Below are 16,192 nucleotides of genomic sequence, written 5' to 3' on the forward strand. Positions count from 1 at the left end.
TACGCTATGCTTTAGCAGAAACTAATAACGTAGTGAGTTCATAAGGAAATCATCATGCGCTACAACATTCTTGCTCTTGTTCTGCCTTGCGCGCTGGCGCTGAGCGCCTGTACCACCGTGACCCCGGCTTATAAAGACAACGGCACCCGTAGCGGTCCCTGCATCGAAGGCGGCCCGGACGAGGTGGCGCAGCAGTTCTATGATTATCAAATCCAGCATCGCAATAACGACCTGACCGCGCTACGCCCGTATCTGAGCGACGGCTTAGCCAAACTGCTGAACGACGTCCATCAGGATCCATCGCGTAATACTCTGCTGCAATCCAATCCTTTCTCCAGCAGCGCCACCCCAGCCGATAGTGCTGATGTCGCCAGCGCCTCGACTATTCCGAACCGCGATGCGCGCAATATTCCGCTGCGCGTTGAGTTAAAACAGGGAACCCAGAGCTGGAAAGATGAAGTGCTGATGATTCAGGAAGGTCAATGCTGGGCCGTGGATGATGTCCGCTATCTTGGCATAAACAGCCACGCGCCGGCCGGAACGCTGCGTCAGAGTCTCGAAAAACGCTGATTACGGCGTTGAAGCTGCCCCGCAGAAACGATAACCCCGGTAAAATGTCGGTATTCCGTCCGGTAATGCCGACATTTGTTCCTCCCTACCACACGAACCCATATTTTGTGCTAACTTTAGAGAGAAATGTGGTTTACATTTAACTTTTAACGCATAAATATTGCATAACTATTCTGTCAACGTTACTATTTGCGGCCTCAATAGCTATTCGTATCAGACTGCCCAGATGAGTATTAAACTAAACGGCATTAATTGCTTCTACGGCGCGCACCAGGCGCTGTTCGACATCACGCTGGATTGCCCGCAGGGGGAAACGCTGGTGCTCCTCGGCCCAAGCGGCGCCGGGAAAAGCTCGCTGCTTCGCGTACTCAACCTGCTGGAGATGCCGCGTTCCGGTACCTTAAACATCGCCGGTAATCAATTCGACTTTACCAAAGCGCCGTCTGACAAAGCCATTCGCGAGCTGCGCCAGAACGTCGGAATGGTCTTCCAACAGTACAATCTGTGGCCGCACCTCACGGTGGTGCAAAACCTGATCGAAGCCCCATGCCGCGTGCTGGGTTTAAGCAAGGATCAGGCGCTGGCACGTGCCGAGAAGCTGCTGGAGCGTTTACGCCTCAAGCCTTATAGCGACCGCTATCCGCTGCATCTGTCCGGCGGCCAACAGCAGCGCGTGGCAATCGCTCGCGCGCTGATGATGGAGCCGCAGGTGCTGCTGTTTGATGAACCCACCGCCGCGCTCGACCCAGAAATCACCGCCCAGATCGTCAGCATCATTCGCGAATTGGCGGAAACCAGGATTACCCAGGTTATCGTTACCCACGAAGTGGAAGTGGCGCGTAAAACCGCCAGCCGCGTGGTGTATATGGAAAACGGGCATATCGTTGAGCAAGGGGATGCCAACTGCTTCACGCATCCGCAAACCGACGCCTTTAAAAACTATCTTTCACATTGATGTTTTCGGGGAAATAACGATGAAAAAAGTACTGATTGCCGCTCTGCTCGCGGGCATGAGCCTCTCCGCTAGCGCAGCCCAGACCATCCGTTTCGCCACTGAGGCCTCCTACCCTCCATTTGAGCTGGTAGACGCCAACAACAAAATCGTCGGTTTTGACGTCGACCTGGCCAACGCGCTGTGCAAAGAAATGGACGCGACCTGCACCTTTACCAACCAGGCGTTCGATAGTCTGATCCCAGGTCTGAAGTTCCGTCGCTTCGACGCCGTCATGGCCGGTATGGACATCACGCCTGAGCGTGAAAAACAGGTTCTGTTCAGCACCCCATACTATGAAAACTCGGCGCTGTTTGTCGGCCAGCAGGGTAAATTCACCGGAATCGACCAGCTGAAAGGCAAAAAAGTCGGCGTGCAGAACGGTACGACTCACCAGAAATTCATTACCGATAAGCACCCGGAAATCACCACCGTGCCTTATGACAGCTACCAGAACGCCAAGCTGGATCTGCAAAATGGCCGCATTGACGCCGTCTTCGGCGACACGGCAGTGGTGACCGAGTGGCTGAAAAGCAATCCGAAGCTGGCGCCGGTTGGCGATAAAGTGACGGATAAAGACTACTTCGGTACCGGCCTCGGCATTGCGGTTCGTCAGGGCAATACCGAGCTGCAGCAGAAATTTAACGCTGCGCTGGAAAAAGTGAAGAAAGATGGGACTTACCAGACCATCTATAGCAAATGGTTCCAGAAGTAACGCTGAATGAACGAATTTTTTCCATTAGCAAGCGCCGCCGGGATGACCGTCGGCCTTGCCGTTTGCGCGCTGGTCATCGGCCTGGTGCTGGCGATGCTCTTCGCCGTGCTGGAGTCGGTGAAATGGCGCCCAGTGGCATGGCTCGCGACCGGCATCGTCACTATTTTACGCGGCCTGCCGGAAATTCTGGTGGTGCTGTTTATCTACTTCGGCTCCTCACAGCTGCTGCTGACGCTGTCTGACGGCTTTACGCTCAACCTCGGATTTGTGCAGATTCCGGTACAGATGCAGATTGAGAACTTCGACGTCAGTCCATTCCTCTGCGGCGCCATTGCGCTTTCTCTGCTGTACGCGGCTTATGCTTCGCAGACCCTGCGCGGCGCATTGAAAGCGGTACCGCAAGGGCAGTGGGAGTCGGGGCAAGCGCTCGGTTTGTCGCAGGCGGCGATTTTCTTCCGCCTGGTGATGCCGCAGATGTGGCGTCATGCTCTGCCGGGCCTGGGCAACCAGTGGTTAGTGCTGCTGAAAGACACCGCGCTGGTGAGCCTGATCAGCGTCAACGATCTGATGCTGCAAACCAAAAGTATCGCCACCCGTACGCAGGAGCCATTTAACTGGTACATCATTGCGGCGGCGATTTATCTCGTCATCACCCTGTTGAGTCAGTACATCCTCAAGCGTATTGACCAGCGCGCGACGCGCTTCGAACGGAGACCAGGTTGATGCTCGATTACTTACCCGAACTGCTGAAAGGGCTGCATACCAGCCTGACGCTGACCGCGGCATCGATCGTCGTGGCGCTGATTCTGGCGCTGATCTTTACCATCATTCTGACGTTGAAAACACCGGTCGTGGTGTGGATCGTCCGCGGCTATATCACCCTGTTTACCGGTACGCCGCTGCTGGTGCAGATCTTCCTGATCTACTATGGCCCAGGCCAGTTCCCTTCATTGCAGAACTATCCGGTGCTGTGGCATTTGATTTCCGAGCCCTGGCTGTGCGCGTTGATTGCTCTGTCGCTGAACAGCGCCGCCTATACCACCCAGCTGTTCTACGGCGCTATCCGCGCGATTCCGGACGGCCAGTGGCAGTCGTGCGGCGCGCTGGGGATGAGCAAAAAGGATACGCTGGCGATTCTGCTGCCGTATGCCTTTAAACGCGCCCTCTCCTCCTACTCTAATGAAGTGGTGCTGGTGTTTAAGAGTACCTCGCTGGCCTATACCATCACGCTGATGGAAGTCATGGGCCACGGGCAACTGCTGTACGGGCGCACCTACGATGTCATGGTATTCGGCGCAGCCGGCATCATCTACCTGGTAGTGAACGGCCTGCTGACGTTGCTGATGCGATTGGTCGAAAGGAAAGCGCTGGCGTTTGAGCGTCGTAACTAACGCGGTCAAAAATGAATAATCAGTAGATCATAAAACGGGTAAGTACCAATACTTACCCGTTTTTTTTATAATCAATAAAATAAACATACAACTTTATTGCATATAAATTCATTTGATGGCATTGTGAACTTCAGCCGTAAACCGGCACAATATCATAAGATTGACCGACGGGAGTTCCACTATGAAAAAGTTAGTTCTGGCCGCGCTGCTTAGCGCTTTCGCTTTTGGCGCCGCTGCCGCGGAGAAAATCAGCTTTGGCGTTTCCGCGACTTATCCGCCCTTTGAATCCATGGATGCGAATAACCAAATTGTCGGTTTCGATCTCGATCTGGCCAAAGCGCTGTGCAAACAGATGCAGGCCGACTGTACGTTTACCAATCACGCTTTCGATAGCCTGATCCCAGCCTTGAAATTCAAAAAGTATGATGCGGTGATTTCCGGTATGGACATTACGCCGGAGCGCAGCAAGCAGGTCGCATTTACCGACCCGTACTACGCCAACTCGGCGCTGGTGATTGCCAAAAAAGGCGCGTTCCACTCCTTTGACGATCTGAAAGGTAAGCGCATCGGTATGGAAAACGGCACCACCCACCAGAAATACCTGCAGGATAAGCATCCGGAAGTCAAAACCGTGGCATACGATAGCTATCAGAATGCCATTATCGATCTGAAAAACGGCCGTATCGACGGCGTATTCGGCGATACCGCGGTGGTCAACGAATGGCTGAAGACCAACCCGCAGCTGGGTGCGGCAACGCCAAAAGTCACCGATCCGCAGTACTTCGGCACCGGTCTTGGCATTGCGGTGCGCCCGGATAACCAGGCGTTATTGGCAAAACTGAACGGCGCGCTGAAGGCGATTAAAGCCGACGGGACTTACCAGAAAATCAGCAACCAGTGGTTCCCGGAGTAAGATTTACCATTCCCGGCTTGCGGCGTATCGCCTGAGCCGGGTTACAGGAACCACTAGCCTTCACAGCGGCAGGGTAAACTGGAAACAGGCCCCTGTCGGCGCTTCCAGCAAGCGAATATCACCGCCGTGCAGCTGTAGCATCCGCCGAACAATCATCAACCCTAAACCGCCGCGCGAAGCGCTCTGCTGCCCCGGCTCCAGCACCGAAGGACGCTCAAACAGATTTGCCCGCAGCTCCCCGGCAACGCCCGGACCGCTATCCGCCACGTCAACCACCACCTGATTTCCCCGCTGCCGCGCCGACAGACGAATGTCGCCGCCGCGCGGAGTATGGCGAATGGCGTTATCCAACAAGTTTGTAAGTACCCGTTCCATCATCGACAGGTCGGCCTCCACCAACGGCAAGCCGGAAGCCAGATCCAGCTGCAGGTGGATTTCACGCGTGGCGATAGCCAAATCAAATTTTTGCGCCACATCCTGGATAAGTTCGGCCAGCGCGAATTTCTCCGGTTGCGGCTTAATACCACCGTGTTCCAGGCGCGCCAACTCAAACAACTGCTGCGAAAGGTGGCGAACTTTATTGCCCTGACGCAGCGCGATATTCAGGTACTGTTTGCGCTCTTCGGTCGTTAACCGCTCATCTTTCAGGCTTAGGGTTTCCAGATAGCCCAACAGCGAGGTTAGCGGCGTGCGCAGGTCATGCGAAATATTAGCCACGAATTCACGACGCTGGCGGTCGCTGTCCGCCAGTTGGTCCCACTGCTCCGCAATTTGCTGCGCCAGTTCAATAAAGCGATTATGCAGCACCGCGACTTCATTACCGGGGTGCGGATCCGCAGCGCGGGCCGCCAGCGTCTTGACAGCAAGGATACTGTCCTGCTCCGTCGCCGCCACCTGAGCGGTTAGCAGGCGTACCGGACGCGTCACCCAGTACCACGCCAGGCCGCCAGCCAGCAGGCCAAACAGCGCCACCAGCACCAGTGTCCACAGCACAATGCTCCACAGCGTCTTCTGCCAGGCGTCCGCCGCCAGCTGATTAAACGTCTCCCCCTGCAAAATAATATAAAGGTAGCCGCGCAGCTGGCCGTCCAGGCGTAACGGCGCGGCGCTGAAGACTTTTTGCCGATCCGCGCTGCGCGGGTCGTCGCCATAAATCGGCCAGGCGCTGCCGGAAAGAAACGCCTGCACCGGCGCGATATCGATTCGCTGGCGTTTGATATGTCCTGGAGGCGCGGCGTCGGCCAGCAGTTCGCCGTCAGGGGAAACCAGATACAACTCGACGCTGGGGTTAAACACCATCAGACGATCGAATAACGGTTTCAACGCCGTACGATCCACTTCGCCGCGCGCGTTCAGCAGCGGCTCACGAGCGGCAATTTGCTGCGCCAGCCCGGCTGACAACCGTTGTACCATCACGTTGCCGTACTGCGCGCTGCTGTATAACTGCACCAGGCAGACGGAGAGCGCGCACAGCAGCAGTAAGGCGATAAAGACCAGCGACAGGCGCTGGCTGAGGCTAAGCCGGCGAATCATGACTGCGCCTCAGTGCGATACGGCGCGAATTTATAGCCTTTGCCCCAGACGGTGAGAATAATGTCCGGCTCCGCCGGGTCGCGTTCGATTTTAGTCCTCAGGCGGTTGATATGCGTGTTGACCGTATGCTCATAGCCTTCGTGCTGATAGCCCCAGACGCTATCCAGCAATGCCAGGCGCGAGAAGACCTCGCCAGGGTGACGGGCAAAATAATACAGCAGGTCGAATTCGCGCGGCGTCAGATCCACTACCGCGCCATGCAGTTTCACCTCACGCGACAACGGGTCGATACTCAGGCCATGACAAAAAATCCGTCCGGCATCCATCAGGAGGTTTTGTCCCATCGCCGCCTGACGGCGAAACAGCGCTTTAACGCGGGCAATCAGCTCAAGCAGCGAAAACGGCTTCGCCAGATAGTCATCGGCGCCCATCTCCAGCCCCAAAACACGAGACATCTCACTGGTGCGCGCGCTGATGATAATCACCGGCAAATAGCGGGTTTGCTGACGGATGCGGCGGCAAATCTCCAGACCATCGACATTGGGTAGCATGAGATCGAGGATCACCGCATCCCAGCTCTGTTTTTCCAGCTGCGCCAGCGCTTCGGCGCCGTCAGCCTCATGAACAATCTGGTAGCCCTCATCCTGCAGATTCAGGCGCAGTAACGCGGCAATATCATCGTCATCTTCAACCAGCAGGATTTTCTTAGCCATCGGATTCGCTCCACGAATTTCACTCTCGTTTCACAAAGCTTACCCGATTTCAGCCGGTTAAAACGTTCACATTTTGTTTAAACTTCGCGAACCAACAGCGTCAGCACTTCGTAATGGGCGGTGTGCGGGAACATGTCGAACAGCTGTACCCGCTCAACGCGGTAACCGTCCAGACGAGCGATATCTTTCGCCATCGTCCGGGCGTTACAGCTTGAGTAGATGATATACGGCGGCGCCATGCGGCTTAAATAGTCGCACAGTTCAGCGCCAATACCGCGACGCGGCGGGTTAACCAGCACCAGTTGCGGGATATCATCTTCATGGGTCGCAAATTGGGTGGAGTCCAGCGCCTGGAAATGCAGGTTGTTAAGCCCCAGTTGTGCGGCAGATTGCTTCGCGCAGGCAATCGCTTCCGGCGCGATTTCAATACCGGTCAGGCGCATCTGCGGGGTGGCGCAGTGCAGGCCGAAGCCGCCAACGCCGCAAAACAGATCCCACATATGGTCAACCGGCAGCTCGCGCACCCAGTCGCGGGCGGTGGCATACAGCTGGCTGGCGACCGTCGGGTTGGTCTGGAAGAAGCTTTGCGGGCGGATCCACAACGGCACGCCGTTAAAGTTCTCCGCCAACGCCTGCTGCTCGCTGAGGAAAATCTCCTGTTCCCCTTCCATGATCGCCATATGCACCGGCTGAATATTGGCGGTGATCACCTTAAGCTGCGGCAACTGCGCCTGCAGCCATGGCAACGCGGCGCGAAGCTGCTCAAGCTTGGTATCCGAACGCAGCACGAAACGCAGCATCATGCCGCCCTGCTGGCTTTCGGTGAGCAACAGATACTTCAGTTCACCACGCTTGCGGGCGACGTTATAGGGCGTTAATCCGGCGCGGGCGATAAACGGTTTCAGCGCGGCGAAGACCGGCGCAAAGCTCGGCGGATACAGCGGGCAATCGGTCAGATCTTCCGGCGCGCCGTCGCGATGCAGCATGCCGAGCAACGGGCGCTCTACACTGCCGCTCACCACCATCTTTGCTTTGTTGCGAAACGCCGCCTCCGGGCCAAAGACCGGGGGAAGCCACGTTGCGACCGGGCTACCCGCCAGCAGTTCGCGCAGATTCGCCATTTTATCGGCGAGCTGTTGCGTCAATGGCAGTTCCAGCCACTGACAGGAACGGCAGCGGCCCGCGTCATAAAGTGCGCAGTGCATAAGAAGACCTTCAAAAAAACCGGGGCGGGGATTGTATCACCGTTATTGCAGTCGGAAAAATCGTCGGCACGACGGCGGCAGAAACAGCAGCGCCAGCACCAGCAGATCGGGCAGTTTCTGCAGCGCCAGCGCATGGAAAATTTCCCGCTTCGACTCGCCGGCCACGCTAAACAACTCCGGATAACCGTAGCCAAGAGAGGCGGCCCACAAATAAGAGATGACGATGATTTGCGTCAACAGATAGAGCCAGCGCGCCCAGTTGCGGCCTTTCACCAGCGAAAAAGCGCACCAGATTTCGATAAACACCAGCACCAGACTTGCCAGAAACACCAGCGTCAACGCCCAGGTCTGCACGCTGCGGTGAATAAAATCGGCAATGCCCTGCGCCCCAAGCTGATTGAGGATCATTAACAGGTCGAGACCGCGAATTAAGATAATAGCGAAGGCCGCCACCTGCACCAGCGCAGGAACGTTAAGACGAGCATGAGACGATCGAGTTTTTGTAAACAATCCCAACGTAAAGTCATCCATGAAAACGGCGCCACATCTGCGGCGCCGATAGTAGGCTCTGGTAGAGATTTTAGTGGGTTCAGCTTCTTCTTGCACGCTGGATATCGCGTACTCGCTGCTTTTCTGCGCGGGCCATTAAATACCAGGCGATAAAACCGACAATGCCCACGACCCCAAGGATCAGCGTCGCCAGGGCGTTGATTTCCGGATTGACCCCCATACGCACGCTGGAGAAGACCAGCATTGGCAAAGTGGTCGCGCCCGGGCCGGAAACGAAGCTGGCGATCACCAGGTCATCCAGCGATAACGTAAACGCCAACAGCCAGCCGGAGATCACCGCCGGCATTATCATCGGCAACGTGATCACAAAGAAGACCTTCAGCGGCGCGGCGCCAAGATCCATCGCCGCTTCCTCGATAGACCGATCCAACTCACGCAGGCGTGAGGAGATCACCACCGCCACGTAAGCAGTACAGAAAGTGACGTGCGCCAGCCAAATCGTCAGCATGCCGCGATCCGACGGCCAGCCGATGGAATGACCCAGTGCAACGAACAGCAGCAGCAGCGACAGCCCGGTGATCACATCCGGCATCACCAGCGGCGCGGTGATCATAAAGGCGAAGCCGTTGGAACCGCGAAAGCGGCCAAAGCGTACCAGTACCACCGCGGCGATGGTACCGAGGATCGCCGCCGCCGTCGCCGCACAGGCGGCGATGGTCAAACTTAACCCCACCGCGCTCATCATCGCATCGTCATGGAACAGTTCGCTATACCAGCGCGTAGACCACCCTGCCCAAACCGTTACCAGTTTCGAACTGTTGAACGAGTAGATAACCAGCATCAGCATCGGCGCATACAGGAAGGTAAAGCCGAGTACGAGGATCAGGATTCGCCACGGCGAGCGCACAACCGGCAAGTCGTTCATCCGTGATCCCCCATCTGTTTTTGCTGGTGCTTATGGAACCACATGATCGGCACGATCAGCAGGAGCAGCATCACGATCGCCACCGCTGACGCCACCGGCCAATCGCGGTTATTAAAGAACTCCTGCCACAGCACACGGCCAATCATAATGCTGTCCGGGCCGCCGAGCAGTTCCGGGATCACGAACTCGCCGACCGCCGGAATAAACACCAGCATCGAACCGGCGATAATGCCGCCTTTGGTCAACGGCACAATCACCTGGAAGAAGGTTTTTAACGGCCGGGCGCCAAGATCCAGCGACGCCTCCACCAGCGAGTAATCAATACGCGTCAGCGCGGTATAAATTGGCAGCACCATAAACGGCAGATAGGCGTAAACAATGCCGATATACACCGCCAGATTGGTATGCAGAATCTCCAACGGTTGGTCGATAACCCCAAGCCACAACAGGAAGTTATTGAGGACGCCATTGCTCTTCAGCAGCCCCATCCACGCGTAAACGCGGATCAGAAACGAGGTCCAGGAGGGCAAAATCACCAGCAGCAGCAGAATATTTCGCGTCGACGGTTTGCTGTGCGCCACCGCCCACGCCAGCGGATAACCCAGCAGCAGGCAGCAGAACGTTGAGATCGCCGCGACCTGTAGCGACTGCAGATAGGCCTCAAAATAGAGCGGATCGTCGGTCAACTGCAGGAAATTGCCGAGATTCAGCGTTAACGTCAGCTGGCCGTCTGCCCATGACAGTAGCTCGGTATAGGGCGGGATCGAGCGCGCCATTTCGGCCAGACTGATTTTAAAGACAATCAAAAACGGCAGTAAAAACAGCAGGATCAGCCATAAATACGGCAGCGCGATCACCAGTTTACGGCCATGGGCCATCTGCTGACGCGCCAGCCACAAGGCAAAACCGCCGGGCTTTTTGGCGCCGGCTGGGGACTCTAATGTGCTCATCGCCCTCTCCTTACACCGTCAACACAACGCAGCTATCGGCATCCCAGCACAAACGGACTTCATCACCCCAGGTCGGCATTCCTTTGCGGTGGCGATGTTCGTTTTGCAGTTGCGCGCTGATCATCTGCCCACTTTTAAGACGGACGTGATAGATAGACAGATCGCCGAGGTAGGCAATATGAATCACCTCACCCACCGCGAAGTTGAAGCCATCTTGCGGCGGATCCTCGCAGAGCATGATTTTCTCCGGACGCAGCGCCACCCATACCGGGACGTTATCCACCACCGAGGCATCGGGATCGACCTTCAACGGATGCGCCAGCCCCGGCGAATTGAGCACCAGACCATCCTCCAATCGTTCTTTGACCAGCCCTTCAAACACATTGACCGAACCGATAAACTCGGCGCTGTAGCGGGTGGTCGGATGCTCATAAATCTCTTCCGGCTCGCCAATCTGCACGAACTTACCGCGGTTCATGATGGCGATACGGCCCGCCATGGTCATCGCCTCTTCCTGATCGTGCGTCACCATCACGCAGGTCACGCCGACACGCTCAAGGATATCCACCACCTCCAGCTGCATACGGTCGCGCAGTTTTTTATCCAATGCGCCCATGGGTTCGTCGAGCAGCAGCAGCTTCGGCCGCTTCGCCAGACTGCGCGCCAGCGCCACGCGCTGACGCTGGCCGCCGGAAAGCTGATGCGGCTTACGTTTGGCAAATTCCTGCATATGCACCAGCGCCAGCATCTCCTGGACGCGGGCGGTGATTTCCGCCTTCGGCAGTTTGTCCTGCTTGAGACCAAAGGCGATGTTCTGCTCCACCGTCATGTGCGGAAACAATGCGTAGGACTGGAACATCATATTGATAGGCCGCTGATACGGCGGCACGCGCGCCAGGTCGACGCCATCCAGAACAATTTGCCCGGCGGTCGGCGGTTCGAAACCGGCCAGCATGCGCAGCAGCGTCGATTTTCCACAGCCGGACGCGCCCAGCAGCGCAAAGATTTCCCCTTTATAAATAGTCAGGTTGACGTCATCGACGGCATGTTGGCCATCGAAGGATTTGGTTAAATTACGGATTTCCAGCAGCGGGGTCAGCGCTTTGGGGGCTTTCGCCTGTGGGCGGGGCATTGCGTCATTCACTCGGGAGCTCTCCGGCAAATACAAACCACCGTATGGCCCGGTTGCCATACATTCTTCTGTTCCCCGTCAGCCAGCGAACGGCAGGTTTACCCCGCCATTCAGCTGATAACGGATGTTACGGGTCAGACCTTTGCAGGCCCGGCAGACCGGGCCATGAGGTTTTATTTCCCGCTTTTCACTTTCGTCCACGCGCGGGTGCGCACGCGGTCGATCTTCGGATCCTGCACCTTCAGGGTGAACAGCTTAGCGAAGACATCGTCTGGCGGGTAAATTGCCGGGTTATTGCGAATGTCGGCGCTGACCAGCGACGTCGCCTCTTTGTTCGCATTGGCGTAGTAGACATGATCGCTGATGTGAGCTATCACATCAGGACGCAGCAGATAGTTCAGGAATTGATAAGCTTCATCTTTATTTTTGGCGTCCGCCGGCATGGCGAAGACGTCAAAGAAAGCCAGCGCCCCTTCTTTCGGAATGAAGTAAGAGATGTTAACGCCGTTTTTCGCCTCTTTCGCACGGTTTGACGCCTGCCAGACATCCCCCGCCCAACCAATGGCGACGCAGATATCGCCGTTTGCCAGGTCGTTAATATACTGCGAGGAGTGGAAGTAACGGATATTCGGCCGCAGCTTCAGCAGTAAATCGGTCGCCGGACCGGTGTAATCATCAGCTTTGGCGCTGTTCGGATCTTTCCCGAGGTAGTTCAGCACAGTGGCGAAAATCTCCTCCGGGGCGTCCAGGAAGGAGACGCCGCAGCTTTTCAGCTTCTCAAGATTTTCCGGCTTCAACACCAGATCCCAACTGTTCAGCGGCGCGTCTTTACCCAGCACGGCTTTGACTTTATCGACGTTATAGCCGATACCGGTCGTCGCCCACATGTATGGCATGGCGTATTTATTGTCGGGATCGTGGCGGGCGACCAGTTTTAAAACTTTCGGGTCGAGGTTTTTCCAGTTTGGCAGTTTGCTCTTATCCAGCGGCTGGAAGACGCCTGCCGCCAGTTGACGTTCGAGGAAACTGGCTGACGGTACCACCAGATCGAATCCCGTGCTGCCAGCCATTAATTTGCCTTCCAGCACTTCATTGGAATCAAATACGTCATAGACCACTTTTATACCGGTCTCTTTTTCAAAATTCGCGACCGTGTCCGGCGCAATATAATCGGACCAGTTATAAACGTGCAGCGTTTTTTGTTCAGCGGCGAGCGAGCCGGCAGAAACGGCCATCAGCGCACCAGCAACTACACCTGTTAACCATTTTTTACCCAAGGCGGTCATATCTCTGTTTCCTTCTCAAGGCCCGTTAATCAACGGACGCAATAGACGAACTTAAACGCATGCAAAAATCATGCATATTTTTTCATTGCCTAAGATAAGGAGAGAGACCCTCTCCCTGATTGGCTGCCCGCAACTGGACGCCTCGCCAGAATAACTGTAGCCAGAATAAGAGGATATAGCCCAGGCAAAAAAACGCCCTGGATCATATTTCTATGCAATAAAGCCCCTGGAGATAAAAGAGAAGCGGCAAAATAGTGGTGAATAATGCTTTAAAAAGACGTGAGTCGCAGAATAAATGAAAGGAGTACGCAGCCACCATGACAGCGGCTGCGTTTATTAATACGGAGTTGGCGAGTCGCGGTAATTAGTGAAGAAAATGGTATTGCACGTCTTCCGCTGCGGGCTCTTCCTGCTCTTCCGCTTTATACAGCAGCTGATTGGCGCCAGCTTCCAGAATCACCATCGAAATTTGCTCTTCGCTCTGGCGGAAGAACCAGGCGAACTGCTCGAGGGTAATGCCCGCGCCGGCGGACAGCGCCTGACAGACCACCAGCTTCGGCAGGTTATCATCCTGAATATCCAGGAACGCTTTTACGGTCAGCGAGCTGGCGTTGATCGCCGACAGATCCGCCGACAGCGGCAGCAGCGCGGAAGGCTTCACTTCCGCCAGCGCCGAAAACAGCACCACGTTGTCCAGCAGGTCGATTTTAGCATCGAAAATACCGTCGAAATTCTGCATATGCGGCAGGTGCAACGCCTGGCAGGAGTCGCACTCAAAAAAGCTGATGCCTAATTCGTCGAGCCAATGACGTAATGTATCAAGACTCGGAACGACCAGTGAATCCATAGTGCCTGTGACCTCTTGCTGGGGAAAAAAACGACGCATAGCTTACGCAAAAAATGCGCCGCATACCATGAAAGGATAACGAAGAGGTGCTATCCGCCCATTTTTAGACAATATCCCGGCGTGGCCTGACGTTCGATCCACTCGATCATTCGCCCGGCGATATCAACGTGGGTCGTGGTTTCAATGCCCTCCAGGCCCGGCGAGGCATTAACTTCCATCACCAGTGGGCCGCGATGGGCGCGCAGAATATCGACCCCAGCCACATCCAGCCCCAACGTTTTCGCCGCTTTAATTGCCATCTCCCGTTCCTGCTCGCTGATTGCCGCGGTGGTGGCGACACCGCCGCGGTGCAGGTTGGAACGAAAATCACCATCTTTTGCCCGCCGCTCAATCGCGGCAACGACATCATCGCCGACCACCAGACAGCGGATATCACAGCCTTTTGCCTCAGCAATGTACTCTTGCACTAAAATGTGCGCATTGAGGCCCCTGAATGCGTCAATCACGCTCTCAGCCGCCTGCCGCGTTTCCGCCAGCACCACGCCGATACCCTGGGTGCCCTCCACCAGCTTTACCACCAGCGGCGCGCCGCCGACCATGGCGATTAAATCGCTGGTATCGTCCGGCGAGTGAGCGATCCCCGTTACCGGCAAATCGATGCCCTGACGCGCCAGCAACTGCAGTGAACGCAGCTTATCGCGGGCGCGGGTAATCGCGACCGATTCATTTAACGGATAGCTGCCCAGCAGCTCAAACTGACGCAGCGCGGCGGTACCATAATAGGTAATCGCCGTGCCAATACGCGGAATGACTGCATCAAAATGGGGCAGCTGTCGCCCTTTATAGTGAATCGAGGAGGCTATTGGGCTAACGCTCATATAGCAGGAGAGCGGATCGAGAATTTCGACCTGATGGCCACGTTTTTGCGCGGCTTCACGCAGGCGACGGCATGAGTAAAGCGTTCCATCCCGGGATAATATAGCAATTTTCACCCAACACCCCTTTGAAAAAACCAGTTGCCAGCACGCTCCATTTGAAGGATGAAGTGTAACGGTAATTAGCGCGTTGCCCAGCCCTGTTGATGCAAATAATCGAGAATAAACGGACGATTTTCTTTGATAATAGTCCGGCGGATATGGTCGCTCCAGGTATCGCGACGGGTATTGCTACCGCGTGACAGATAATATTGCGCCAGCTGGTCGTCGTACTGCGCCAGCACCTGTTGATCAAGCGGTTGATAGTGATTCTCATGCACCAGCATCGCCGCCGGGATCCGCGGCTTCACCTGCGGGTCGTCAGCCGGCCAGCCAAGGCACAGACCGAATAGCGGCAACACATGCTTCGGCAGTTGAAGCAGGTCAGTCACCGCCGCAATGTTATTACGCAGACCGCCAATATAGACGCCGCCCAATCCCAGAGATTCCGCGGCAACCATCGCATTCTGTGCCATCATCGCGGTATCGACGACGCCGAGCAGCAACTGCTCGGCAAGGCCCAACTGGGCTTCAGGGCAAATTTGCAGATGGCGGTTGAAATCGGCGCAGAACACCCAAAACTCCGCCGCCTGCGCGACGTGCTGCTGGCCGCCGGTCAACGGCACCAGTAGCTGGCGCATTTGCGGGTCGGTAATGCGAATAATTGAGGTGCATTGTAAAAAACTGGAACTGGAAGCGCCCTGAGCGCCGGCAATAATCGCCGCACGCTGCTCGTCGCTAATTGGCGCGTCGGTAAAATGGCGAATGGAACGGTGGCTGCGCAGCAGGTCAATGGTCGGCGTCATCGTGTTTTTCTCTTTCGGACGGTGTGGAAGGCGGTGTCTGGCTGTTGGTCAACTGCGGGGCGACGATTTTCGCCACCCGCCACATTAAGGCTAACGCCGCCGGAAGCATCAGCAGAATCCCGGCAAAGATCATCAGCAGCGCGGCGGTCGGGCTGGCAAACGGCGTTGGCAGCTGAATGTACTGGTTCAACGACAGCCAGGCCAGCGTCAGCAGCACAATGCCGACGGTCTCGACAATCAGGATGCTTTTGGGTAATGCGGTGGGCGATCGCATAACGCTCCTTAATGTACGGATGCAGCGCGCAGCGCACTGCGGATGCGTATAGGGTCTTTCAGCAGGTGCTTTTTTTCAAGCATAACCCACGACCATCAATACAAAAGGTAAAACCTTCTTTCCCTCGCAGACGGAACGCGGCATCATAGCCCTATTCGCCATCCGGCTGAGATTTAAGGAGAGAAAGCATGTTTACCGTCATTTTTGGTCGTCCAGGTTGCCCGTATTGCGTTCGCGCCAAAGAGCTGGCTGAAAAGCTGAGCACCGAGCGTGATGACTTCAGCTATCGCTACATTGATATCCATGCGGAAGGCATCAGCAAAGCCGATCTGGAAAAAACCGTCGGTAAGCCGGTTGAAACCGTTCCGCAGATTTTCGTCGATCAGAAACACATCGGCGGCTGCACGGATTTCGAAGCCTGGGCGAAAGAAAATCTCGGCCTGTTTGCCTGAGAACC

The 16,192-nt window shown here is 55.9% G+C and carries 19 protein-coding genes; 7 read left to right on the plus strand and 12 right to left on the minus strand.

Annotation, left to right across the window (positions count from 1 at the left end; translation table 11 throughout):
- Positions 1-54: 54 nt before the first annotated feature.
- The 6 genes from PYR66_15655 to artJ (PYR66_15680) all read left to right on the plus strand — a co-directional run bounded on the left by PYR66_15655 (position 55) and on the right by artJ (PYR66_15680) (position 4,580).
- Positions 55-570 carry a lipoprotein gene (locus PYR66_15655; GenBank protein ID WEF26745.1) on the plus strand — a complete coding sequence of 172 codons (516 nt, stop codon included), beginning with the start codon at positions 55-57 and terminating at the stop codon, positions 568-570.
- A gap of 226 nt (positions 571-796) precedes the next feature.
- Positions 797-1,525: an arginine ABC transporter ATP-binding protein ArtP gene (gene artP, locus PYR66_15660; GenBank protein WEF26746.1), complete on the plus strand. Its 729-nt coding sequence runs from the start codon at positions 797-799 to the stop codon at positions 1,523-1,525.
- 19 nt (positions 1,526-1,544) lie between these two features.
- The gene (gene artJ, locus PYR66_15665; GenBank protein ID WEF26747.1) at positions 1,545-2,276 is read left to right on the plus strand and encodes an arginine ABC transporter substrate-binding protein; all 732 of its coding nucleotides are present in this window, start codon (positions 1,545-1,547) and stop codon (positions 2,274-2,276) included.
- 6 nt (positions 2,277-2,282) lie between these two features.
- Positions 2,283-2,999: an arginine ABC transporter permease ArtQ gene (gene artQ / locus PYR66_15670; GenBank protein ID WEF26748.1), complete on the plus strand. Its 717-nt coding sequence runs from the start codon at positions 2,283-2,285 to the stop codon at positions 2,997-2,999.
- Positions 2,999-3,667 carry an arginine ABC transporter permease ArtM gene (gene artM, locus PYR66_15675; GenBank protein ID WEF26749.1) on the plus strand — a complete coding sequence of 223 codons (669 nt, stop codon included), beginning with the start codon at positions 2,999-3,001 and terminating at the stop codon, positions 3,665-3,667. Before artQ ends, artM begins: the two co-directional genes overlap by 1 nt.
- A gap of 181 nt (positions 3,668-3,848) precedes the next feature.
- Positions 3,849-4,580 carry an ABC transporter substrate-binding protein ArtJ gene (artJ, locus tag PYR66_15680; GenBank protein ID WEF26750.1) on the plus strand — a complete coding sequence of 244 codons (732 nt, stop codon included), beginning with the start codon at positions 3,849-3,851 and terminating at the stop codon, positions 4,578-4,580.
- A gap of 60 nt (positions 4,581-4,640) precedes the next feature.
- On the opposite strand, the gene PYR66_15685 is transcribed toward artJ (PYR66_15680), so the two are convergent.
- From PYR66_15685 to PYR66_15740, 12 genes are all read right to left on the minus strand, one after another.
- Positions 4,641-6,113 carry a histidine kinase dimerization/phospho-acceptor domain-containing protein gene (locus PYR66_15685; protein ID WEF26751.1) on the minus strand — a complete coding sequence of 491 codons (1,473 nt, stop codon included), beginning with the start codon at positions 6,111-6,113 and terminating at the stop codon, positions 4,641-4,643.
- Positions 6,110-6,826: a response regulator transcription factor gene (locus PYR66_15690; protein WEF26752.1), complete on the minus strand. Its 717-nt coding sequence runs from the start codon at positions 6,824-6,826 to the stop codon at positions 6,110-6,112. Before PYR66_15690 ends, PYR66_15685 begins: the two co-directional genes overlap by 4 nt.
- A 77-nt stretch (positions 6,827-6,903) precedes the next feature.
- Positions 6,904-8,031 (minus strand): 23S rRNA (uracil(747)-C(5))-methyltransferase RlmC, encoded by a 1,128-nt coding sequence (gene rlmC / locus PYR66_15695; protein WEF26753.1) that lies wholly within the window; start codon positions 8,029-8,031, stop codon positions 6,904-6,906.
- 42 nt (positions 8,032-8,073) lie between these two features.
- On the minus strand, positions 8,074-8,562 hold the full coding sequence (locus tag PYR66_15700; GenBank protein ID WEF26754.1) for a YbjO family protein: 489 nt from the start codon (positions 8,560-8,562) through the stop codon (positions 8,074-8,076).
- 58 nt (positions 8,563-8,620) lie between these two features.
- Positions 8,621-9,466, minus strand: coding sequence for a putrescine ABC transporter permease PotI (gene potI / locus PYR66_15705; GenBank protein WEF26755.1), 846 nt, complete (start codon positions 9,464-9,466; stop codon positions 8,621-8,623).
- Positions 9,463-10,416 (minus strand): putrescine ABC transporter permease PotH, encoded by a 954-nt coding sequence (gene potH, locus PYR66_15710; GenBank protein WEF26756.1) that lies wholly within the window; start codon positions 10,414-10,416, stop codon positions 9,463-9,465. The genes potI and potH overlap by 4 nt, the downstream gene beginning before the upstream one ends.
- Positions 10,417-10,426: 10 nt before the next feature.
- Positions 10,427-11,560, minus strand: coding sequence for a putrescine ABC transporter ATP-binding subunit PotG (gene potG / locus PYR66_15715; GenBank protein ID WEF30472.1), 1,134 nt, complete (start codon positions 11,558-11,560; stop codon positions 10,427-10,429).
- A 161-nt stretch (positions 11,561-11,721) separates the two neighbouring features.
- Positions 11,722-12,834: a spermidine/putrescine ABC transporter substrate-binding protein PotF gene (gene potF / locus PYR66_15720; GenBank protein ID WEF26757.1), complete on the minus strand. Its 1,113-nt coding sequence runs from the start codon at positions 12,832-12,834 to the stop codon at positions 11,722-11,724.
- 364 nt (positions 12,835-13,198) lie between these two features.
- Positions 13,199-13,681 (minus strand): YbjN domain-containing protein, encoded by a 483-nt coding sequence (locus tag PYR66_15725; protein ID WEF26758.1) that lies wholly within the window; start codon positions 13,679-13,681, stop codon positions 13,199-13,201.
- Positions 13,682-13,770: 89 nt separating this feature from the next.
- Entirely contained in the window at positions 13,771-14,673 is a 903-nt protein-coding gene (rimK, locus tag PYR66_15730) for a 30S ribosomal protein S6--L-glutamate ligase (GenBank protein ID WEF26759.1), read from the minus strand.
- 65 nt (positions 14,674-14,738) lie between these two features.
- Positions 14,739-15,461, minus strand: coding sequence for an oxygen-insensitive NADPH nitroreductase (nfsA, locus tag PYR66_15735; GenBank protein WEF26760.1), 723 nt, complete (start codon positions 15,459-15,461; stop codon positions 14,739-14,741).
- A complete protein-coding gene (locus PYR66_15740; GenBank protein ID WEF26761.1) occupies positions 15,445-15,735 on the minus strand; it encodes a DUF1418 family protein in 291 nt (96 codons plus the stop codon). The genes nfsA and PYR66_15740 overlap by 17 nt, the downstream gene beginning before the upstream one ends.
- Before the next feature lie 188 nt (positions 15,736-15,923).
- Between PYR66_15740 and PYR66_15745 the strand changes: the two genes are divergently transcribed.
- Positions 15,924-16,187 (plus strand): GrxA family glutaredoxin, encoded by a 264-nt coding sequence (locus PYR66_15745; GenBank protein WEF26762.1) that lies wholly within the window; start codon positions 15,924-15,926, stop codon positions 16,185-16,187.
- Positions 16,188-16,192 lie beyond the last annotated feature (5 nt).

Origin of the sequence: Klebsiella aerogenes (assembly GCA_029027985.1) — a bacterium.
Lineage (GTDB): Bacteria > Pseudomonadota > Gammaproteobacteria > Enterobacterales > Enterobacteriaceae > Klebsiella > Klebsiella aerogenes_A.

Coding starts and splice junctions, on each gene's coding strand:
- PYR66_15655 (WEF26745.1), top strand. CDS start 55: ATGCGCTACAACATTCTTGCTCTTGTTCTGCCTTGCGCGCTGGCGCTG.
- artP (WEF26746.1), top strand. CDS start 797: ATGAGTATTAAACTAAACGGCATTAATTGCTTCTACGGCGCGCACCAG.
- artJ (WEF26747.1), top strand. CDS start 1,545: ATGAAAAAAGTACTGATTGCCGCTCTGCTCGCGGGCATGAGCCTCTCC.
- artQ (WEF26748.1), top strand. CDS start 2,283: ATGAACGAATTTTTTCCATTAGCAAGCGCCGCCGGGATGACCGTCGGC.
- artM (WEF26749.1), top strand. CDS start 2,999: ATGCTCGATTACTTACCCGAACTGCTGAAAGGGCTGCATACCAGCCTG.
- artJ (WEF26750.1), top strand. CDS start 3,849: ATGAAAAAGTTAGTTCTGGCCGCGCTGCTTAGCGCTTTCGCTTTTGGC.
- PYR66_15685 (WEF26751.1), bottom strand. CDS start 6,113: ATGATTCGCCGGCTTAGCCTCAGCCAGCGCCTGTCGCTGGTCTTTATC.
- PYR66_15690 (WEF26752.1), bottom strand. CDS start 6,826: ATGGCTAAGAAAATCCTGCTGGTTGAAGATGACGATGATATTGCCGCG.
- rlmC (WEF26753.1), bottom strand. CDS start 8,031: ATGCACTGCGCACTTTATGACGCGGGCCGCTGCCGTTCCTGTCAGTGG.
- PYR66_15700 (WEF26754.1), bottom strand. CDS start 8,562: ATGGATGACTTTACGTTGGGATTGTTTACAAAAACTCGATCGTCTCAT.
- potI (WEF26755.1), bottom strand. CDS start 9,466: ATGAACGACTTGCCGGTTGTGCGCTCGCCGTGGCGAATCCTGATCCTC.
- potH (WEF26756.1), bottom strand. CDS start 10,416: ATGAGCACATTAGAGTCCCCAGCCGGCGCCAAAAAGCCCGGCGGTTTT.
- potF (WEF26757.1), bottom strand. CDS start 12,834: ATGACCGCCTTGGGTAAAAAATGGTTAACAGGTGTAGTTGCTGGTGCG.
- PYR66_15725 (WEF26758.1), bottom strand. CDS start 13,681: ATGGATTCACTGGTCGTTCCGAGTCTTGATACATTACGTCATTGGCTC.
- nfsA (WEF26760.1), bottom strand. CDS start 15,461: ATGACGCCGACCATTGACCTGCTGCGCAGCCACCGTTCCATTCGCCAT.
- PYR66_15740 (WEF26761.1), bottom strand. CDS start 15,735: ATGCGATCGCCCACCGCATTACCCAAAAGCATCCTGATTGTCGAGACC.
- PYR66_15745 (WEF26762.1), top strand. CDS start 15,924: ATGTTTACCGTCATTTTTGGTCGTCCAGGTTGCCCGTATTGCGTTCGC.